The organism is Polaribacter sp. 11A2H, assembly GCF_011379025.1.
In the GTDB taxonomy this organism is placed as follows: domain Bacteria; phylum Bacteroidota; class Bacteroidia; order Flavobacteriales; family Flavobacteriaceae; genus Polaribacter.
The window spans coordinates 437,499-457,897 of record NZ_WTLD01000002.1; the positions used below are offsets into that span (position 1 = coordinate 437,499).

Annotated in this window: 19 protein-coding genes; 9 read left to right on the top strand and 10 right to left on the bottom strand. The window is 29.9% G+C overall.

Going from position 1 to position 20,399, the window contains the following annotated elements; genetic code table 11:
* Positions 1 to 9: 9 nt before the first annotated feature.
* Positions 10 to 408: an acyl-CoA thioesterase gene (locus tag GQS58_RS04260; protein ID WP_166383176.1), complete on the bottom strand. Its 399-nt coding sequence runs from the start codon at positions 406 to 408 to the stop codon at positions 10 to 12.
* A gap of 170 nt (positions 409 to 578) precedes the next feature.
* On the opposite strand from GQS58_RS04260, the gene dnaA reads away from it, so the two are divergent.
* The 3 genes from dnaA to GQS58_RS04275 all read left to right on the top strand — a co-directional run bounded on the left by dnaA (position 579) and on the right by GQS58_RS04275 (position 3,379).
* A complete protein-coding gene (dnaA, locus tag GQS58_RS04265; protein ID WP_166383178.1) occupies positions 579 to 2,006 on the top strand; it encodes a chromosomal replication initiator protein DnaA in 1,428 nt (475 codons plus the stop codon).
* A gap of 96 nt (positions 2,007 to 2,102) precedes the next feature.
* Positions 2,103 to 2,555 (top strand): low molecular weight protein-tyrosine-phosphatase, encoded by a 453-nt coding sequence (locus tag GQS58_RS04270; protein ID WP_166383180.1) that lies wholly within the window; start codon positions 2,103 to 2,105, stop codon positions 2,553 to 2,555.
* Positions 2,556 to 2,674: 119 nt separating this feature from the next.
* A complete protein-coding gene (locus GQS58_RS04275; protein ID WP_166383181.1) occupies positions 2,675 to 3,379 on the top strand; it encodes an SAM-dependent methyltransferase in 705 nt (234 codons plus the stop codon).
* A gap of 198 nt (positions 3,380 to 3,577) precedes the next feature.
* Here the strand turns inward: GQS58_RS04275 and kbl are convergent, their stop codons facing one another.
* Together kbl and GQS58_RS04285 are read right to left on the bottom strand one after the other, a co-directional pair.
* Complete coding sequence (kbl, locus tag GQS58_RS04280) at positions 3,578 to 4,765, bottom strand: glycine C-acetyltransferase (RefSeq protein WP_166383183.1); 1,188 nt, start codon at positions 4,763 to 4,765, stop codon at positions 3,578 to 3,580.
* Positions 4,766 to 4,769: 4 nt separating this feature from the next.
* Positions 4,770 to 5,732 (bottom strand): NAD-dependent epimerase/dehydratase family protein, encoded by a 963-nt coding sequence (locus GQS58_RS04285; protein ID WP_166383185.1) that lies wholly within the window; start codon positions 5,730 to 5,732, stop codon positions 4,770 to 4,772.
* Positions 5,733 to 5,901: 169 nt separating this feature from the next.
* Between GQS58_RS04285 and GQS58_RS04290 the strand changes: the two genes are divergently transcribed.
* Positions 5,902 to 6,363, top strand: a complete 462-nt coding sequence (locus GQS58_RS04290; RefSeq protein ID WP_166383187.1) for an Lrp/AsnC family transcriptional regulator — start codon at positions 5,902 to 5,904, stop codon at positions 6,361 to 6,363.
* A gap of 42 nt (positions 6,364 to 6,405) precedes the next feature.
* Here GQS58_RS04290 and GQS58_RS04295 read toward each other — a convergent pair whose 3' ends face one another.
* The 6 genes from GQS58_RS04295 to dapF all read right to left on the bottom strand — a co-directional run bounded on the left by GQS58_RS04295 (position 6,406) and on the right by dapF (position 11,822).
* Positions 6,406 to 7,023, bottom strand: coding sequence for a peptidoglycan-binding protein LysM (locus GQS58_RS04295; protein ID WP_166383189.1), 618 nt, complete (start codon positions 7,021 to 7,023; stop codon positions 6,406 to 6,408).
* A gap of 49 nt (positions 7,024 to 7,072) precedes the next feature.
* A complete protein-coding gene (locus GQS58_RS04300; protein ID WP_166383191.1) occupies positions 7,073 to 7,972 on the bottom strand; it encodes a DUF2279 domain-containing protein in 900 nt (299 codons plus the stop codon).
* Positions 7,973 to 8,000: 28 nt separating this feature from the next.
* On the bottom strand, positions 8,001 to 9,029 hold the full coding sequence (gene mltG / locus GQS58_RS04305; RefSeq protein WP_166383193.1) for an endolytic transglycosylase MltG: 1,029 nt from the start codon (positions 9,027 to 9,029) through the stop codon (positions 8,001 to 8,003).
* Between the two features lie 28 nt (positions 9,030 to 9,057).
* Complete coding sequence (locus GQS58_RS04310) at positions 9,058 to 9,579, bottom strand: GNAT family N-acetyltransferase (RefSeq protein WP_166383195.1); 522 nt, start codon at positions 9,577 to 9,579, stop codon at positions 9,058 to 9,060.
* A gap of 124 nt (positions 9,580 to 9,703) precedes the next feature.
* On the bottom strand, positions 9,704 to 10,993 hold the full coding sequence (locus GQS58_RS04315) for a hypothetical protein (protein ID WP_166383197.1): 1,290 nt from the start codon (positions 10,991 to 10,993) through the stop codon (positions 9,704 to 9,706).
* A 58-nt stretch (positions 10,994 to 11,051) separates the two neighbouring features.
* Entirely contained in the window at positions 11,052 to 11,822 is a 771-nt protein-coding gene (gene dapF, locus GQS58_RS04320) for a diaminopimelate epimerase (RefSeq protein WP_166383199.1), read from the bottom strand.
* A gap of 130 nt (positions 11,823 to 11,952) precedes the next feature.
* Between dapF and GQS58_RS04325 the strand changes: the two genes are divergently transcribed.
* Both GQS58_RS04325 and GQS58_RS04330 read left to right on the top strand, forming a co-directional pair.
* Positions 11,953 to 13,341: a trypsin-like peptidase domain-containing protein gene (locus tag GQS58_RS04325; RefSeq protein ID WP_166383201.1), complete on the top strand. Its 1,389-nt coding sequence runs from the start codon at positions 11,953 to 11,955 to the stop codon at positions 13,339 to 13,341.
* A 132-nt stretch (positions 13,342 to 13,473) separates the two neighbouring features.
* Entirely contained in the window at positions 13,474 to 14,916 is a 1,443-nt protein-coding gene (locus GQS58_RS04330; RefSeq protein ID WP_166383203.1) for a glyceraldehyde-3-phosphate dehydrogenase, read from the top strand.
* Positions 14,917 to 15,207: 291 nt separating this feature from the next.
* Here the strand turns inward: GQS58_RS04330 and GQS58_RS04335 are convergent, their stop codons facing one another.
* Positions 15,208 to 15,870: a hypothetical protein gene (locus GQS58_RS04335; protein WP_166383205.1), complete on the bottom strand. Its 663-nt coding sequence runs from the start codon at positions 15,868 to 15,870 to the stop codon at positions 15,208 to 15,210.
* 212 nt (positions 15,871 to 16,082) lie between these two features.
* Here GQS58_RS04335 and GQS58_RS04340 point away from each other — a divergent pair, with 212 nt between their 5' ends.
* The 3 genes from GQS58_RS04340 (at position 16,083) to GQS58_RS04350 (ending at position 19,438) form a co-directional block, all read left to right on the top strand.
* Positions 16,083 to 16,598 carry a hypothetical protein gene (locus GQS58_RS04340; RefSeq protein WP_166383207.1) on the top strand — a complete coding sequence of 172 codons (516 nt, stop codon included), beginning with the start codon at positions 16,083 to 16,085 and terminating at the stop codon, positions 16,596 to 16,598.
* Positions 16,599 to 16,612: 14 nt separating this feature from the next.
* Positions 16,613 to 18,610: an NAD-dependent DNA ligase LigA gene (gene ligA, locus GQS58_RS04345; protein ID WP_166383209.1), complete on the top strand. Its 1,998-nt coding sequence runs from the start codon at positions 16,613 to 16,615 to the stop codon at positions 18,608 to 18,610.
* Between the two features lie 90 nt (positions 18,611 to 18,700).
* The gene (locus GQS58_RS04350) at positions 18,701 to 19,438 is read left to right on the top strand and encodes a DUF4294 domain-containing protein (protein ID WP_166383211.1); all 738 of its coding nucleotides are present in this window, start codon (positions 18,701 to 18,703) and stop codon (positions 19,436 to 19,438) included.
* Positions 19,439 to 20,399: the final 961 nt, after the last annotated feature.

A 20,399-nucleotide genomic window follows, 5' to 3' on the forward strand; every position in this document is an offset into this window, starting at 1 on the left:
ATTAAACTGTTAATACCCCAAACCTTTTAATAAATGATCTGGACAGCGAGTTGGTTTCATCGTTTTAGAATTCATAAAAGCTAAAACAGAACTTCCTGTACAAATGAGCTCGTCATTCTGATTTACAATTTCATACTCAAACTCAATTTTAACCATTGGTTTCTTTTTCAATATTGTTTTTATGGTTAAAACATCGTCATACAAGGCCGATTTTATAAATTTAAAATTTATAGAAATAACAGGAAGCATTATCCCGCTTAATTCCATATCTTTGTATGTAACCCCTAAAGATCGCATCCATTCTGTGCGGCCTAGTTCAAAAAATTGCGCGTAATTACCGTGATACACAACCCCCATCTGATCGGTTTCTGAATATCGGATTCTAGTTTTTGTTATAGATTTTTTCAAGTGATATAATTAATTAGTGTTTTGTGTATTCTACGTAAAAAATAGTTAATAATCAATAGCAAATTGATTTTTTTATACTGAATTTTATTCACATTTTTGTACCACCTTAAAAAAGGCATCATAAGCCCTTTTTAAACCCTAATTATAACACAAAAAATCGCTAAAATTAAATGATTATAAATGCTGACTCAGTTTGGGATGAATGTTTGTCTTTTATAAAAGATAACATAAAACCGCAAGCATATAAAACTTGGTTCGAACCAATAAAACCGGTAAAACTTTCTGGTGAAGCGTTGACTATTCAGGTGCCTAGTAAATTTTTTTACGAGTGGCTAGAAGAGCACTATATTAAATTATTACGTGTTGCTTTAGTAAAACAATTAGGGAACGATGCTAAATTGATTTACGATGTAAAAATGGAAAACAATTATAGCAGTAATAGACCGCAAATTGTTAAAATTCCAAGTTCAAATAGAGATCCATTAAAACCACAAAGAGTAACAGTTCCTTTAGAGTCTAATAAAAGAGAATTAAGAAACCCTTTTGTAATTCCAGGATTGCAAAAAGTAAAAATAGAATCTCAATTAAACGCTAATTATAGTTTTGCAAACTTTATAGAAGGAGATTCTAATAGATTGGCACGTTCTGCGGGTATGGCAGTAGCAAATAAGCCAGGAGGAACCTCTTTTAATCCATTATTAGTTTATGGTGGTGTTGGGTTAGGTAAAACACATTTGGCGCACGCTATTGGTGTGGATATCAAGGATAAATATCCAGACAAGACTGTTTTATATATTTCTTCAGAAAAATTTACACAACAGTTTATAGATTCTGTAAAATCAAATACAAGAAATGATTTTATTCATTTCTATCAAATGATAGATGTGTTAATTATAGATGATGTACAATTCTTATCTGGTAAAGCCGGTACACAAGATGTATTCTTCCATATTTTTAACCATTTACATCAAAATGGAAAACAGGTAATTTTAACTTCGGATAAAGCCCCTGTAGACATGCAAGATATTGAACAACGCTTATTATCTCGTTTTAAATGGGGATTATCTGCGGAGTTACAAGCACCAGATTATGAAACTAGAATTTCTATTTTACAAAATAAATTGTACAGAGATGGTGTGGAAATGCCAGAAGATATTGTAGAATATATTGCTAAAAATATAAAATCGAACGTTAGAGAATTAGAAGGTGTTGTTATTTCTATGATTGCACAAGCTTCTTTTAATAGAAGAGAGTTTTCTGTAGAATTGGCAAAACAGATTGTAGATAAGTTTGTAAAAAACACCAAAAAAGAAGTTTCTATAGATTATATTCAGAAAGAAGTTTCTAAATATTTTGATATGGATGTGGCAACCTTACAATCTAAAACTCGTAAACGTCATATTGTACAAGCACGCCAGTTAGCTATGTTTTTTGCTAAAAGATTAACAAAGACTTCTTTGGCAAGTATTGGTAATCAAATAGGGCAAAGAGATCATGCAACGGTATTACATGCTTGTAAAACGGTAGATAATTTAACAGAAACCGATAAGCAGTTTAAAAAGTACGTAGACGATTTAACTAAAAAGTTGACTTTCTAAAAAGAAAACTTCAAAGAACTTATTCATATTTTAATTTTACGCTCTTAAATTTTTTAAGAGCGTAATTGTTTCTTATTTTTATCAAAAATTATTTTTATGCATAAAGTATTGATGGTTTGTTTGGGAAATATATGTCGTTCTCCTTTAGCAGAAGGTATTTTACAATCTAAAGTAAATTTGAATACTGTTTTGGTAGATTCTGCAGGAACAGCTGCATATCATATAGGTAAACTTCCAGATGAGCGCTCTATAGAAGTTGCTAAAAAGTATGGAATTGACATTACTAAGCAAAGAGCAAGAAAATTTGTTGTAAAAGATTTTGATGAATTTGATATAATTTTTGCCATGGATGATAGTAATTATCAGAACATACTCTCATTAGCCAGAAATAATGCTGATGAGCAGAAGGTAAGAATGATTTTAAATGAAACACAACCTACTAAAAATTTAAGTGTTCCAGATCCATATTATGGAGGTAACGAAGGTTTTGAAAATGTGTATAAAATGTTAGACGATGCTTGTAATGCTATTGCAAGTAATTTGTCTTAAAGAAAAAGTCCATTTTATCAGTGAGAAATCTGTATAATAAATATCAAAAAAAATAAAAATATTATTTCTACGTTTTTAGTTTGTGTAAATTCGTGAAATACGTGTCTAAAATATATAAAATGATTGGTAAACTTTATTTAATCCCCACTACTTTAGGTGAAACTGAACCTCTAGAAGTAATGCCTTTATCAGTAAAAAAAGTAGTTGAACAGATTGATTACTATATTGTTGAAAATGAAAAATCAGCAAGAAGATTTATTAAGAAAATTTCGCCTAAAAAATCACAGCCTTCACTACAATTAATGTTGTTAGATAAATATGCGGAGGAAATAGAAACATCTAGATATTTAGATATTTGTAAAGAAGGAATTAATGTAGGTTTATTGTCTGAAGCAGGTGTGCCGGCAATTGCAGATCCGGGAGCAAGTATTGTTAAACTAGCGCACGAAAATAATATTAGAGTAATTCCTTTGGTTGGCCCATCGTCTATTATTATGGCAATGATGAGTTCTGGAATGAATGGACAGAATTTTGCTTTTAACGGGTATTTACCTATTGATAAATCTGATAGAAAAAAAACGATAAAAGAGTTAGAAAAAATTTCTCAAGATAAAAATCAGTCTCAAATTTTTATAGAGACACCTTATAGAAATGATAAAATGTTAGCAGATTTAAAAGCTGCTTTATCACCAACAACCAATTTATGTATTGCGGCAGATATTACCTTGCCATCAGAATATATTAAAACGATGATGATTAAAGATTGGAAACATCAACAACCAGATTTACATAAAAAACCAGCTATTTTTATTATACACAAATAATATAATGGAGTTAATTATTATAAATTACGTTTGGTGTAAGTTATAATTGATATTTATAGATTTATTTTAAAAAAAACACTTAAATATTGTTAAAATTTAAGTGTTTTTTTATGAAAAGAAAAAGGGGGATTATTTTTTTATGTCTACTTCGTTTAAATTTCTATATGATTGAAAATACTTATGTCATTTTTAGAATGATTAAATAACACTTAACTTTTTTCCAACTTTTACAAAAGCTTTAATTGCTTTTTGAATATTTTCTTTTGAATGTGCTGCAGACAATTGAACTCTAATTCTTGCCTTTCCTTTAGGTACAACCGGAAAGAAAAAACCAATAACATAAATGCCTTCATCTAGCAAGAGTTTTGCAAATTCTTGTGCAATTTTAGCATCATAAAGCATAATTGGTACAATTGGGTGGGTACCTTCTACAATGTTAAAACCAGCTGTTGTCATCTCAGATCTAAAATACATCGTGTTTTGCTCTAGCTTATCTCGTAAATCTGTAGATTTTGTTATTTTATCTAATACTTTTAATGTAGCACCAACAATTGCCGGAGCCAACGTATTTGAAAATAAATAAGGTCTAGAATTTTGTCTTAAAATATCAACTATTTCTTTTCTTGCAGCAGTAAAACCACCAGAAGCACCACCTAAAGCTTTTCCGTAAGTTCCTGTAATAATATCTACTCTATCCATTACGTTATGGTGTTCGTGTACACCTCTTCCGGTAGCACCAATGAAACCAGTAGAATGACACTCGTCAATCATTACTAAAGCATCATATTTGTCTGCTAAATCACAAATTTTATCTAATTGAGCAATGGTTCCATCCATAGAAAATGAACCATCTGTAACAATTAATCTACGTCTAGACGAGCTAGCTTGTTTTAATTGTTCTTCTAGATCTGCCATGTTGTTATGAGAATATCTAAATCTTTTTGCTTTACAAAGACGAATACCATCAATAATAGAAGCGTGGTTTAAAGCGTCAGAAATAACAGCATCTTCAGCAGAAAGTAAAGGTTCAAATAAGCCTCCATTAGCATCAAAAGCAGCAGCATATAAAATACAATCTTCCATTCCTAAAAAAGCGGCAGTTTTTTCTTCTAATTCTTTATGAATATCTTGTGTTCCACAAATAAATCGAACAGAAGAAAGACCAAAACCATGTGTTTTTATAGCATTTATTCCTGCTTCTAGTACGTCTGGATGTGATGCAAGTCCTAAATAATTATTGGCACAAAAATTAAGAACATTGTCTTGGTTAACTGTGCTGATATTTGCTCCTTGTTTAGAGGTCAATATACGTTCACTCTTAAAAAGACCATTAGATTTTATAGTTTCTAGTTCTTTTTTTAAATCGTTTTTTATAGTGCCGTACATTGTATTATGAATTTATAAGGTTATTATTATATTTAAGTTCTAAATTTTTTAACATTGTTTCTGTTAAAGTTTTTATATTAAACTTTGGTTTCCAGTCCCAGTCTTTTCTCGCTTGAGTATCATCTATACTCATTGGCCAAGAACTGGCAATTTCTTGTCTAAAATCTGGCTTGTAGTTTATTTTTAAACTAGAATATTTTTCTTTTATTGATGAAGCTAATTGATTAGGAGTAAAGCTTAAACCAGATATATTATAAGATGTTCTTACTGTAATTTTTTCTTTTGGAGCTTCCATTAATTCTAACGTGGCTCTTATAGCGTCATCCATGTAAATCATTGGTAGCATCGTTTCAGAGCTCAAAAAACACTCGAAATCTTCATTCTTAACAGCTTTATGAAAAATATCTACTGCATAGTCTGTTGTTCCGCCACCTGGCAAAGATTGATAACCAATAACACCAGGGTACCTTAATGAGCGTACATCTAAGTCGTATTTATCAAAATAATATTTCCCCCAATTTTCTCCAGCAGCTTTACTAATTCCGTATACTGTAGAAGGTGTTAAGTTAGAAGACTGTGGTGTATTAGAGCGTTCTATATTGTTACCAAAGACAGCAATAGAACTAGGGAAAAATACTTTACTTATTTTATGAATTCTAGATACTTCTAAAACATTAAATAAAGTTTTCATATTTATGTCCCAAGTACTTAATGGATGTTTTTCACCATTTGCAGACAAAATAGCTGCCAAGTGGTATATTTGAGTAATCTTATATTTTAATACAGTTGCTTCTATTGCCTTAAAGTCTGTAACATCTAGCGTTTCAAATACACCATTAAATGTGGGATTTTCTCTTAGATCTGTTGCAATTATATTTTCAATACCATATTTTTTCTGTAATTTCTCTGCTAAAACAGTGCCTAATTGACCACTAGATCCTGTTATTAAAATAATTTCTTTATCCATCTTTAATCCTATTTTAAAAGTATAAAATTAAATATTTGATTAATTATAAAGTTAATTTTACTTAGTTTAATTAAAAAATAAGTATTTTTATCTTTTATTAATTGTTATTTTTATATTAATTACTTTTACATGGATAGAAGTAACCCTTAATAAGTGATTTTATCTTTATATGGAAAAAATAGACGAGACAGATTTAAATATTTTAAGAATTCTTCAAGAAGATTCTAAAAAAACAACAAAAGAGGTGGCAGAGATGCTTAATCTAACGCCTTCTCCAGTATATGAGCGTATTAGGAGGTTAGAAAAACGTGGGTATATTAAAAAGTACGTTGCGCTTATAGATAAAAACCTTTTAAATATTCCTATTACAGCTATTTGTATGGTTTCATTAAGATACCATGATGAAGGTTTTATAGATAAATTTGAAAAGCAAATTAAAGGTTTAAAAGAAGTACAAGAATGTTACCACATGGCTGGTAAGGTAGATTTTTTTTTAAAAATTAATTTAGGAAGTCTAAATGAATATCATGAGTTTGTAAGACTAAAACTTTCTAAAATTGAGAATATTGGTGTTTTAGAAAGTTATTTTGTTTTAAAAGAAATAACCCGTACCACTGGGTATTGTATATGAAAAAATGTATTAATTTTTTTAATTTTGGTTGTACTATGTCAATTAACTATTAACAACTGTAGCATCTTGGTCTGCTATAATATTAGAAACATTATATCCACCAAATTTCTTTAAATAATTCTTTATAGAAGCTCCGTAAGCATCAGAAAATCCTTCTACGCCATTACTTCTTAAATATTTTTTTACATTTCCAGCACCACTTAAATGAGCTGCTGCTAATATACCAGATTCGGTAATTTTAGTGCCGTTTATGATTTTTCCTACAGAGCGTCTAATATCTTTTCTTAAAATCCATTTATTTACTTTACACAAAGCTTTAAATGCTTTTTCTTGTAATTCTGGATCTTTTAAAAACGCTGCTGTATTGTAAATTTCAAACCGATGTAAAGTAGTTCTACCAAATTGATATTTTCCTAAATAGCCTAATGTATTTACAACCGTATAACTTCCTTGAGATTCTTTAAAAGCTAATGCTTCTTTAAAGCCTACAAAGTCTTTTTGTAGATAGGGGATATTATAATCAATAAATTTGGGGAAAGTAACTTTGTTATGAGTACCTATTTTTTTATCAATAGAAATTGCGTTGATAAATCCTAAAAATACGATACTTAAAAATAAAAACTTTTTGATAAATTGAATATTTCTGTTTTGCGGGTGCAAATGTATAACACAAATTTAATTATACTGATAATCAATATGTTAAATTTTACTAAAAATATAGATAATGAAACGTTAAAGCTCCTTTGCTATTAATTTCAAGAGTAGGAGCAGGTATTTTTATGAAGTTTACAACAGAAAAGACAGATTTTAGGAATTCCGAATTTGTCTTTATTTTTGTTAAATCGAGATCTAAACTTAGGTAAAATTGTCTGTAAGGATCTTGCTGTACAGAGGTTACTCCGTTTGAATTTCCATAAAGCATGCCTTCGGCCCCATATCCTAAAGCTACATTTAACCATTTTGGAAACGAACTTTTCTTGTTAAAAGACCAAATATTGGTAGAAAGCCAATAAGTTTGGCCGTTATAATCTTTTAAAGCTTGTTGTAAATAGTTTTCACCTAAGGTATTTGGTCGTTGTTTTGCAAAACCTGTTTGATGAAAAGAGTATTTTACTGTAATTCGTTGCTCGTTCCAAAGTAATTCTTGTCCTACCAACAATCCTGTACCTGCTGCATTTGCAAGAATGTCTCCTGGTGATGCTCCCCATTCATCAGAAAAACCATCTAATACTTCTACAGCGGTTAAAAAAGCAAAACCAGAGGTTGCTCCGTAAATTAATTGATTTTTTTTAGAAACACCAGCCCAATCTAAAACTTCCATTCCTATTTTACCAATATAATAAGAAGTCATAAAATGCCCAAATTTATCCATTTGCTTCCAATCGCCATTATCATTTTTAAAATGAAAACCAGAACGCGGATAATCTTTGTACCAAAGTTGGTTTAAACCAATTAATGCTCCCCCAGTCATTACACTTTCTGTAATAATAATGGCATTTTTTCTTTTTGTGTTTAGGGTATCAGATTTTTTATAAAATGATGAGTTTTGTGCACACAAAGAAAACGAACAGATAATTAAAAGGTAAAAAGAAATGTTTTTTTTGTTCATCAAATTCAATTATTAAAAATGGTAATAACTATCTATTTATGCTTTGTTTATTCATCCATTGATGATATTTTGCCGCATTTCTATTGTGTTGAGAAAGTGTTTTTGCAAAAGCATGATACCCTAATTTTTCTACACTAGCACACATATAAAAATAGTCATGTTTTTCCGCATTTAGAACGCCGTCAATAGATGAAATATCTGGCATAGAAATTAACGTAGGTGGTAAGCCTTTAAATTTATAGGTGTTGTAAGGAGAGTTTATTTCTAAATCTGCGGTCAATACCCTTTTTACCACATAATCCTGACCTTTAAGTTCTTTAACACTATATATAATTGTAGGATCTGCTTGCAAAGGCCAACCTTTTTTTAATCTATTTAAATACAAACCAGCAACAATTGGTCTTTCTATGTTTTTTGCAGTTTCTTTTTGTACAATAGAAGCTAAAGTGATTACTTCTTCTTTTGTTAATTCTAATGCTTTTGCTTTTTGTAGTCTACTTTCATTCCAAAAACGATTGTATTCTACAAAGATTTTGTCTCTAAAGTTTTCTGCAGAAACAGTCCAGTAAAACTGATAACTATTTGGAACAAAAATTTGCAATACAGATTTTTCTGTCAGGTTGTTTTTAGATAAGAAATTTATGTCTTTAAAAGCAGTTAGTAGGGTAATTGAATCTGCTTCTAATTGTTCTGCAATTCTACCTGCTAATTTTTCTAAAGTATCTTGGTTATTAAAAGACAATTTTACAGGTGTTTGGTTACCGCTTCTTAAAAGGTTTACCAACTCGTTGTTAGACATTCCTTCTTTTAGAATATATCTACCTGGTTTTGGTTTCGAAAGGTTTTTCTTAGCAGCTACTAGAAGAAAAGTATTTGTATTTGTAGAAAAGTCAGTAATTTTTTCTTTTACATCAATTAAGCTGTCAGAAGAGTAGATAAAAAGCTCTGTGTCTTTTGTGATCGATTTTCCAAATATTTTTTGATAATATTGATATCCTATAATTCCACCAATAAAAATAACGGTAGCAATAACTGCGTATATAAATTTTTTACCCAAAGTTTTTAATTTTTTTAGAATAGCGAAATTAGTCTTTTATCAACTGAAATAAAACTTCATCTTTAAATTTTCCTTCGGATAATATCCAATCTTTTTTTATACCTACTTTATTGAAGTTATGTTTCTTAAAAAGCGAGATACTTTTAGAATTATCAGTTATAATATTGGCATACAACTGATGCATATTTAAAGTAGAGAAAGCATATTGAATTAAAACAGAGAGTGCTTCGGATGCAAATCCTTGTTTTTCAAATTCTGGATGGATTAAAACACCAATTCCTGCTCTTTTATGCATCGGGTTATAATCGAATAAATCAATCATTCCTAGTTGTTTCTTTGTCTCAGTTTCTTCAATTAATAGACGTAGTTGTTTTGCTTCGTAAATATCTAAATGTGCGTTTTCTAAATACTGTCTTAGAATAAATTTAGAAAAAGGAGTTTGTGTGTGGCTAATTTCCCAAAAAGACTCGTTATTTTCTATTTGATATAGAAAGTCTAAATCTTCGGGTTCTAAAGCGCGTAATGTTATTTTTTTACCGTTTAAAGTCATATTTTTTCTAAAATTAGTTTTCTTGTTAGAAAATTTTACAGGCATTTAGATTATAGAATGCAAAATAAGTAAAATAATAATCTTATACAGCTTAGAGTTGCATAGAAAGAGCTTTAGTTTTTGATTAACAATCATGGTACTCTTTAGCAAAAACTACTTTTTTCCCTGTTACTTTCTCTATTTTTAAAGCGTATTTATCAAAGAAATTACAAGCTTCATAAAAAATAGAGTGGTTGTATTTTTTATTATCTGTTATTATTTCTAGGTAAGCACCACCACTTCCTTTTGCCGGTAAAATATTTTGAATACAGAATGAATTTATTTCAGTAATATCAAATAATTGTGCTAAGTTATTACTAGAAAAACCTATTTTTTTATTTTTATCATCAATCCAAATAATGGTACTGTCTTTAAATTGAAAATTTATTTTTTCTGGTCTGATTTTTATCCTCTTATTTTTCCTGTAATCACCAGAAATGGTAATATTTCCGTTTAATAATAAGAAATCATAAATAACCATCCGTTCTTCGTAACTTTCATTACGCAGTAATTCTGGGTATTCTCTTTTATTCTCTATAGATAAAGAAGTATAACCACCATTAAAATGCCAATCACTGTCATAGGTATAACAAATTGATAAGTGCATTCCTTTTAAATTGAAAGTTATATTTTTTTGATCTGCTCTTTCATAACCGGTATTCATTCTACTGTTAGCTAAATCTTTGTTTAAAATTTTCTTTAGCTGTGTATAACTTTCATCAGTCGCTATACTATTAAAACAATGTGTGTAAAAGTGTAGAACAGGAACATCAGTTCTATCGTTTTCAAAATAAGCACTAAAATCTTTTAAAAGAATATTTCCAATACGTACAGGAGCATTAAATTTTAGCAATTTTTGTCCGTAAGGTGATTTTTTAAATAAAGTATTTTTATTTTTTTCTAATTCCTCATACGAAGTATCCCAAGAAATGAATTGCTTGGGTTGAGACTGCACTTCAAACCCTTGGTTATAATCGGTATCATCATACTTTAGTATTTCAAAAGTAGGAGTATATTGTTTTCTCCAAATTTCTTTTTTTAAAACGGTTGTTTTTACAATATTTTCAAAAAAAATAGGATTATTAAAATCAAACTTAGCAGTTAACTCTTGGTACATTTTACTGAATCCGGTATAGTTAACAGGGATGAAATTTTGATGGTAATCAAAAAGGAAAAGATGGGCTAATTGATTCCTTTTAATAGTGATATATGCATATTGTAAATCTTTTAAGTTTACAGTACAACTATGTATTCCTTTATTATCTGTACAAATAATTTGATTGTTTTCAATTTTCACATTTCCTTCATTACTTTCTTTCGGAAATATTTCAGTTTGGTCTTTTTTTGTATTAAAAAGATTTTTTAAAATACTCATAATCGTTATTTGTAGTGAATGTCAGCGTCAAAAGGATACCATTTTTTGAGATAAAGATTTAAAAAGAAATTTCTCCTTTAAAAACAAAAGTAGCAGGTCCTTTTAAAAATACATTTGTGTAAATTCCATCCTTTTCAGAAAAAGAAACCTCTAAATTTCCACCTTCAACAGGTAAAGAAATTAAATTACTTGTTGTTTTTCCTGTTTTGTGCATAGCAATAGCAACTGCTGTCACTCCGGTTCCGCAAGCTAAAGTTTCATTTTCAACACCTTTTTCGTAGGTTCTTACTCTAAAAGTAGTCTCATTAATTTTCTGTGCAAAATTCACATTACTTCCAGGAGCACTATAAGAATATCTTATTTCTTTTCCTTTTTCAAAAACAGGAAAATTATCTAAATTATCGACTAATTCTACATGATGTTGTGTGCCAGTATATGCAAAAACTGAATTCTCCTTTACCTTAATTTCATCAACATCTATCATTTTTAAAGAAACAATTCCATTTTCAATTGTAGCTAAATGCGAACCATCAACAGCTATAAAACTTGTTTTTGAGTTGATGATTTCTAAATATTTTGCAAAAGCAACTGCACATCTGCCACCATTTCCGCAGAAAGTTTCACTTCCATCAGCATTAAAATAAATCATTCTAAAATCGAAATCGGTATCGTTTTCAATTAAGATAACGCCATCTGCACCAACACCAAAATTTCTATCACAAAGTTTCGCTATAAGGGCAATGTTTTCTTTTGGAAAAGTTAGAGTTCTGTTATCTATCATAACAAAATCATTTCCGGTTCCTTGGTATTTATAAAAGTCTAAATTCATTAGCACAAATATAGGAATTTAAAGAATAAAAAAGCACTGTTAAAAAGCGGTTAAAGTCAGTTAAAATCAAGTTAAACAGATTTTTTGAAATTGTTATAATTGTATCTTTGAGTAATAAAAATTTAAAATCATGAAAAAAGTACTAAGTTTATTAGGAATGGCAATTTTAGGAGGCGCTATCACTTTAGGCGGATATAAAATGCTATTTAATGAAAATGTGGTTATAGAAAGAAGCTTTTCTCACCCCATAAAAACGGTTACGGCAAACTATAACCCTGCATTAAACAATGCAAATGCAATAGCCAATTCTGTAGATTTTACGGTTGCAGCAGAAAATACGGTGCATGCCGTGGTTCATGTTAAAAATACTGCGATTAGAACACAATCTAGCCCAATAGATCTTTTCTTTGGTAATAGTAACGGAACCAGAAAATTTGAGCAAGTTGGTACGGGGAGTGGTGTAATTATTTCGCAAGACGGTTATATTGTATCTAATAATCATGTTATTGATGGAGCGTCTGATATAGAAATCACCTTAAATAATAGAAAAAAATATAAAGCACAATTAATAGGTACGGATAAAGAGAATGACATTGCCTTGTTAAAAATTGATGTAGATTTTGATTTACCTTATATTCCGTTTGCAAATTCAGACAATATAAAGATAGGAGAATGGGTTTTGGCAGTAGGAAATCCTTATAATTTAACATCTACAGTAACAGCAGGTATTGTGAGTGCAAAAGGCAGAGATTTAGAAGGAACTAGGTCTACAGATTCTTTTATTCAAACAGATGCAGCGGTAAATCCAGGAAATAGTGGAGGAGCCTTGGTAAATACACGTGGTGAGTTAGTGGGTATAAACACAGCAATTACTTCTAAGACAGGTTCTTTTATTGGCTATTCTTTTGCAGTTCCGTCTAATATTGCTAAAAAAGTTGTAGATGATTTATTAGAATTTGGTACCGTGCAAGAAGCTATTTTAGGAATCAACATAAACCAAGAAGATGGTGATATAGAAGGTGTTTTAATTGGCGGAGTTAGTGATGATGGAGGTGCCCAAAAAGGAGGCTTAAAAGCTGGTGATGTTATCAAAAAGGTAAATGATGTAAAAATCTCTAAATTTTCTGAGTTAAGAGGTCAATTAACAGCAAAAAGACCAGGGGATCTAGTGAATATTACGATTGATAGAGATGGAGAAAAAATGACTAAGAGTATAAAATTAAGTAAAAAAGATGCTTATGTTTCTAGAAAATTAGGAGTAGTTTTAAAAGACGTTTCTAAAAAAGAAATTAAAAAATTCGATATTCCTGGAGGAGCTAGAATAATGACCAATCAGAATAAAAATCTTAATTATTATGGTGTAAAGGAAGGGTATATTATTACCAAAATTAATAAGAAACCAGTTTTAAATGCAAGTGAAGCAGTAAAAGAAATTGATGCGTCTTTTGGAGTTGGTAACCCAATTTACATAGAAGTTATAAATTTAGATGGAGAAAGAGAGCGTTATGCTTTTAGATAGCATTTAAATATTACAATAATTAAAATCCTGATAATTTATCAGGATTTTTTTATTTACGAAAACTTTACGAAATCGATTTCGTATTCAGTAAAAAAGAAATACTTTTGCCTGAAATTTATTTTAATTTTCAATATGTCAATAATTTTAGATTACGAAAAAGAGGTTGTTACACAAGCTCAAAATAGAAGAGCAACAGTCGAGTTTATCACTATTGTAAATGATTTATGGTATGATAAATCTATTGAACTTGTGTTATTTAGAAACACTTTAATAGACAAAAGAGCAAGTGAGGTTTTAAATTTAATAAACTATGCTAAAGAATTTGTAAACAAACCAATTTCTATACAAGATGCCTTAGATATTGCAAAAGCAATTCAGCAAATAGACTTACCATCGTCTAAATTAGATATTGGTAAGCTTGCTTACGAGTGTTATTTAAGTCCTGTAAAAGGAGCCGACAAAGTATCTTTTGTAAAGAACAAATTAAAAGGCGCTACAGAATCCGAGAACATTCAGCCTAAAGATGTTGTTTTATATGGTTTTGGTAGAATAGGTCGCTTATTAGCGAGAGAGCTTATGTCTAAAATGGGGAAAGGCTCACAATTAAGATTAAGAGCTATTGTAACTCGTGGCGAAATAAATAGAGAAGTTTTAGAAAAAAGAGCTTCTTTATTAAGTATAGATTCTGTGCACGGAGATTTTTTAGGGACGGTAGAAATAGATGCAGAACACAACGCTCTAATTATAAACGGAACTACAGTTTATTTAATTTCGGCAAATAATCCAGAAGATATCGATTATACAAAATTCGGAATTAAAGACGCATTAATTATAGATAATACAGGTGCTTTTAGAGATGATGTTGCTCTGGCAAGACATTTAAAAGCAAAGGGGGCAAGCAAAGTTTTGTTAACAGCTCCAGGAAAAGGAATTCCTAATATTGTACATGGTGTAAATCACAAAAAATACAATCCAGATTTGGTAGACATTTTTTCTGCAGCATCATGTACAACCAATGCAATTACCCCAATTTTAAAAGTATTAGAAGATAATTTCGGAATTAAAAAAGGACATTTAGAAACCATTCATGCGTACACAAACGACCAAAATTTGGTAGACAATATGCATAGTAAGAATAGAAGAGGAAGAGCTGCGGCTTTAAATATGGTGATTACAGAAACGGGTGCTGGTGCTGCAGTTGCAAAGGCAATTCCTGCGTTGGCAGGTAAATTAACATCTAATGCAATTAGAGTTCCAGTTCCTAATGGATCTTTGGCAATTCTTAATTTGCAGTTAAATACAATGGTTTCTACAGAACGTGTAAACTCAATTATAAAAAAATATGCCTTAGAAGGTGATTTGGTAGAACAAATTAAATATTCATTAGATAATGAGTTGGTATCTTCAGATATTCTAGGATCTACAGCACCTTCAATTTTCGATAGTAAATCTACAATTACAGACAAGGAAACTATTGTAATTTATATTTGGTACGACAATGAATACGGATATTCACATCAAGTAATGCGTCTTGCAAAACACATTGCCAAAGTAAGAAGGTATACCTATTATTAAAAGTCTCTTAGTGCAAGTTCATTCAATAAAAATTGAATGTAAAAGTCCGGAACATTTTTTGTTTCGGACTTTGTTTTTTAGAAGCTGTTTCCTGCTTTCACTACTCGCTTTTATTGCCAAAAAAAATGGCAATAAAGAGCTCAAACAGACCGTTCAATCAGGGCTAAACTTGTTTGGCAGCTTTTGTAATTATTTTAGAGAATATTTTCTAATTACTTAAGTTTTTAAGTTGTAATAAAATTTAACTTTACTTATTTTAGAAAATAAAAAATTCAATCATAACAGTCTTATTTATTCTTCTTCAAAGAAATCAATAACAGCTTCAAACTCTTCATTTAAAAACTCTTCTTTACTCATAAAATATTCAGAGGTTGTCATTCTGTAGCCTGTTTCATTTTTTTCTAAATACCAAATAATATCATTCGCTTCCACAAAAGCTTCTTCAGCATTTAATTGATCTGCAAATAATCGTTTAATCACATTATGGCTATCTAAGTTTTGAGCAAAACATTTTAAGGCAATTTCTTTTGTTATATTTTCATCAGCATTTCTAGCCGGAGTTATTTCAAAATCTACAATAGTTGCTTTTGTATTTGGGAATTTACCATTAAAAGCTTTGTATAAAAGCTGATTGATAATAAATAACGTTTTATGCAATTCAATTTTTGGGTATTCTTCAGAAATTTTATCTACTAACATTTCATAAGAAAGAGAATCTATTTGTCCTTCATTTAAAAGTTCAGATAATTTATAATCTAATACAATGGCAGCTGCTTCATTAGGTTCTTTATCAGATATTGCCATAAAAAGTAAATCTCTTAATTCTTTTATATCATTTACTTCGTTATTTGCAAAATCAAATCGTACTAAAAGTTCTTTGTAATCTTCAATGCTCCAGGCATTTTCAAGATCATCAACTGTAGAAATTTTGTTTATTTTAATAGCGTATTTCATTTTTTACTTCATTTTTGAATGTCCATGTAAATTACATATTATTCAAATTAATAACAAGTTATTTAGTAGTATTATTGTTTTTTTAACAGAAAACAGTTGTCTTTTTTTAGTTATAAAAAGCTTATTATTTTAGACTGTTTTTTTGATTAAACAAACTTTTGTAGCCAACCCTCTTTTTACTATTTTTACACATCTTAATAATCCGTTTTTATATGAAATCTCATGAAGATTTACCCTATTTTCAAATACCAGAACCTTCAACAGAATTTACTGCGGGTTCAACAACTAGTAGAATGATAGATGGTTTGGGGTTTAGATATTATTGGGCAACAGATGGTTTAGTAGAAAAAGATTTAACTTTTAAACCCAATTTAGAAGCAAGAACAACAGAAGAAACGATAGATCATATTTATAATTTATCAATAAGAATTTTATATGCTACTTTAAAAAAGGTAAATGGAGGTGAGCAACCTGAGCTCACATTTGTAGAAAAAAGGAAAAAAACACTAGAAAACTTATTACAAGCAAGTACAATTCTTAGAGAAAGTAAAGATGTTTCTGATTATAAAATTTTATTTCCAGATAAAGAATTTTCTTTTTGGTGTGTAATAAACGGACCAATTGCAGATGCAATTTGGCATGTTGGACAAATAGTTTCGTTTAGACGCTCTACTGGAAACCCTTTTTCAAACAGAGTAAGTGTATTAACAGGAAAACAACAAGATTAATTTTTTATTTAAGAATGACAAATCAACAAAAAATAGTAGCACTTCGTGATGAATTAAATACACATAATTACAATTATTATGGGTTAGATAACGCATCAATTTCAGATTACGAGTTCGATATAAAATTAAAAGAATTAGAAAAGTTAGAAGCGGAAAACCCTGAGTTTTTCGATCCAAATTCTCCAACGCAAAGAGTAGGAGGTACGGTAACAAAAAACTTTAATACGGTTGTTCATAAAAATAGAATGTATTCTTTAAGCAACTCCTATTCTAAAGAAGATTTATTAGATTGGGAAGAAAGAGTGCAAAAAGTTTTAGGAACAACAGATGTAGAATATACATGTGAGTTAAAATTTGATGGGGCTTCTATCAATTTAACTTATGAAAATGGTCAGTTTGTTAAAGCGGTAACACGTGGCGACGGTTTTCAGGGAGATGAAGTAACCCCTAATATAAAAACAATTCGTTCTATTCCTTTAAGTATAAAAGAAGACTTCGTTTCCAATTTCGAAATGCGAGGAGAAATCATTTTACCTATTGAAGGTTTTAATAAAATGAATGAAGAGCGTGTAGAAAACGGAGAAGAAGAATATAGAAATCCAAGAAATACCGCAAGCGGAAGCTTAAAATTGCAAGACAGTACAGAAGTTGCAAAAAGACCTTTAGATTGTTTGTTATATCAAGTGGTAACGGAAGAACGTAAATATAAAACCCATTTTGAGAGTTTAGAAAACGCTAGAAAAGTTGGTTTTAAAGTTCCAGAAACCATCACTTTGGTAAAATCTATTGATGAAGTTTTCGATTTCATCACCAATTGGGATACAAAACGACACAGTTTACCTTACGAAACTGACGGAATTGTAGTTAAAGTAAATAATTTATATCAACAAGAAGAATTAGGGTACACAGCAAAAGCACCAAGATGGGCAATTGCGTATAAGTTTAAAGCCGAACAAGTTTCAACGGTTTTAAAAGAAATTACGTATCAGGTTGGTAGAACCGGCGCAATAACTCCGGTCGCAAATTTAGAACCTGTGCAATTAGCTGGTACAACAGTAAAAAGAGCCTCATTACACAATGCAGATCAAATTTCAAAATTAGATATTAGAGTAGGAGATACTGTTTTTGTGGAAAAAGGAGGAGAAATTATTCCTAAGATTATTGCAGTAGATTTTACAAAACGACCACAAGATTCTGAACATACAATTTACGCAACCAATTGTCCGGTGTGTAATACAGAATTGATAAGAACAGAAGGAGATGCAAAGCATTATTGTCCAAACGAGTTTGGATGTGCTCCTCAAATTACAGGAAGAATTCAGCATTTTATTTCTAGAAAAGCCATGGATATTGATGGTCTAGGAGGTGAAACGGTAGATTTATTACGAAAAGAAGGACTTGTTAAAAGTTATGCTGATTTATATGATCTAACAGTAGATCAGGTTATTCCGTTAGAAAGAATGGCAGAGAAATCTGCTCAGAATATGATTGACGGAATTATCAAATCGAAAGAAATTCCATTCGAAAAAGTATTATTTGCACTCGGAATTCGTTTTGTAGGAGAAACGGTAGCTAAAAAATTAGCAAAACATTTTAAATCAATAGACAATTTAATGTCTGCAGATTTAGAAACGTTAATAAGCGTAGACGAAATAGGAGAGAGAATAGCGCAAAGCATTATTGAATTTTCTACGAACCAAGAAAATATCGATTTAATAAATCGTTTAAAAATATCCGGAGTTCAATTAGAAGTTTCTGCTGAAAGTTTAGAAAATCAAACAGATAAATTAGCCGGACAAATATTTGTAGTGTCAGGTGTTTTTTATCAAATGAGTAGAAATGAATTAAAGAAAGCTATTGAAGACAATGGCGGAAAAGTAAGTTCATCAATCTCTAAAAAAACAAATTTTATTGTTGCTGGTGATAATATGGGACCATCTAAACTTACAAAAGCACAAGATTTAGGAGTAGAAATTATTTCTGAGCAAGATTTTATAAATAAGATTAATTAAAAACATAACTTTGGACTCTAATTTGCAGTAAATAATAGAAACTGGTGATACTATATTTTTAACTTAGGCAGCCGGACATATAATAAAAAATTGAAAAAACTTCTTTACACATATATAATATTAATTTCTGCAATTTCATTTTCTCAAACACAAGAAAAAGATTCGTTACCTATTAATCTAGACGATTATGTTTTTGTAAAGCCAGGAGATACGTTGGTGGTAAATCTCAATGAATTCTCCTTGTTGCCAAAACATAAATTCAAATCTAGAGATGATATTCGGTATTATCTATGGTTTCGTAGAAAAGTATTTAGAGCCTACCCTTATGCACAACTTGCTTCAGAAAGGTTAGATTCCTTAAATGTAAGATTAGAAAAAATTGAATCAAAAAGTAAGAGACGAAAGTACACAAGAATGATTCAAAAATATATAGAAGGCGAGTTTACAGATCAAATTAAAAAGATGACTACCACAGAAGGTAGAATTCTCATAAAGTTGATCCACCGTCAAACAGGTGAAACAGCATTCGGTAATATAAAAGAATTAAGAAGCGGTTGGAAAGCCTTTTGGTACAATACAACGGCAAATGTTTTTAAACTTTCATTAAAAACAGAATACCATCCAGAAACAGAAAATGAAGATTATCTAATAGAAGATATCTTGCAACGCGCATTTCAAGATGGTAAACTTAAGCCTCAACAGTCAAAACTCAATTTCGATTTCGCTAAAATAATCATAGAAAGAAAGTCGGAAATTAATATAGAAGAATACAAACTGTTTTTTGCTAAAATGCGTAAAAAAGGAAAAATTAGAAAATCAAAGGATTAATATTTATTTTTGGGTGTTCCCTTTTTTTTAGTCTAATATATAAAGGTGTCGTTTTTTATTTAATTCCTAGTAACAGTTTAAATAAGCTATTGTAAAAAAAAAAGGTCGGGCTTTCCACTATATCTTTTTGCGAAAAGCAAAAAGGATGCCGTTTCTATCCCTAACACTGCTAACTTGCCAAATGAAGTTCTCTTTTCAGATTTCTTTCCAATATAAACACTAGCTTAATACTTAAGAAAAAATATACCTTCTTTCCTTAATATTTAAGACAACATTGTTGTTCAGACCTCACAGGTTTGTTAAAACCTGTGAGGTCTTAGAGTTCTAATAATTAAAAAATAAGTTATTTATGTTTTAAAGCTATTTATTTTTAGAACTTAGTATACTATTCCCCTCCAAACTAATACACCTTACTTCATCGGTTTTTTAGAGTAGTAATTTAATAATAATCCTTTTTTTACCATTTGTAAAGTACCCAATTGGTCAAATTCATACCATTTTATAAATATGCACCTATATATAATAGCTTATATTATTCCGGTTTTAAATAATTATTATGGAGAAATTTTCATTTCAAATACCTCCATAGTTGTTAGTCCAAGTACTTTTTTACAAAAAGAATCACAAAAAGAATAAGTTTAGCACCTAAAAAAGTGTTTTCTTCAACCAATAAAACGTATTTCAACCGCACTATTTCTAAGAATCATCCAGATTTCTTCAAATACCAAAGAACAAAAAGACTTAAATAGAACCTCGAGACATCTTATGTTTTCTATATTCCTATGTGTTAAAAACAAGCATCCACCTCCAAAACCACTACAATCACTCAACCCTCAAAAAAACTCCCCTCATAAACTACTAAAAACAAGCTTATTAAAACCCATTGTAAAATTAAATTAAAATAAAGCTAAAAAAATAGTTGTCAGGTTAAAAATGAGTTGTAAGTTTGCAGCCGCTAACG

Bases quoted from the DNA above. Each gene is read 5' to 3' on its own strand.
- dnaA (WP_166383178.1), top strand. From the start codon at position 579: ATGATTATAAATGCTGACTCAGTTTGGGATGAATGTTTGTCTTTTATA.
- GQS58_RS04270 (WP_166383180.1), top strand. From the start codon at position 2,103: ATGCATAAAGTATTGATGGTTTGTTTGGGAAATATATGTCGTTCTCCT.
- GQS58_RS04275 (WP_166383181.1), top strand. From the start codon at position 2,675: ATGATTGGTAAACTTTATTTAATCCCCACTACTTTAGGTGAAACTGAA.
- kbl (WP_166383183.1), bottom strand. From the start codon at position 4,765: ATGTACGGCACTATAAAAAACGATTTAAAAAAAGAACTAGAAACTATA.
- GQS58_RS04285 (WP_166383185.1), bottom strand. From the start codon at position 5,732: ATGGATAAAGAAATTATTTTAATAACAGGATCTAGTGGTCAATTAGGC.
- GQS58_RS04290 (WP_166383187.1), top strand. From the start codon at position 5,902: ATGGAAAAAATAGACGAGACAGATTTAAATATTTTAAGAATTCTTCAA.
- GQS58_RS04300 (WP_166383191.1), bottom strand. From the start codon at position 7,972: ATGAACAAAAAAAACATTTCTTTTTACCTTTTAATTATCTGTTCGTTT.
- GQS58_RS04310 (WP_166383195.1), bottom strand. From the start codon at position 9,579: ATGACTTTAAACGGTAAAAAAATAACATTACGCGCTTTAGAACCCGAA.
- GQS58_RS04315 (WP_166383197.1), bottom strand. From the start codon at position 10,993: ATGAGTATTTTAAAAAATCTTTTTAATACAAAAAAAGACCAAACTGAA.
- dapF (WP_166383199.1), bottom strand. From the start codon at position 11,822: ATGAATTTAGACTTTTATAAATACCAAGGAACCGGAAATGATTTTGTT.
- GQS58_RS04325 (WP_166383201.1), top strand. From the start codon at position 11,953: ATGAAAAAAGTACTAAGTTTATTAGGAATGGCAATTTTAGGAGGCGCT.
- GQS58_RS04330 (WP_166383203.1), top strand. From the start codon at position 13,474: ATGTCAATAATTTTAGATTACGAAAAAGAGGTTGTTACACAAGCTCAA.
- GQS58_RS04335 (WP_166383205.1), bottom strand. From the start codon at position 15,870: ATGAAATACGCTATTAAAATAAACAAAATTTCTACAGTTGATGATCTT.
- GQS58_RS04340 (WP_166383207.1), top strand. From the start codon at position 16,083: ATGAAATCTCATGAAGATTTACCCTATTTTCAAATACCAGAACCTTCA.
- ligA (WP_166383209.1), top strand. From the start codon at position 16,613: ATGACAAATCAACAAAAAATAGTAGCACTTCGTGATGAATTAAATACA.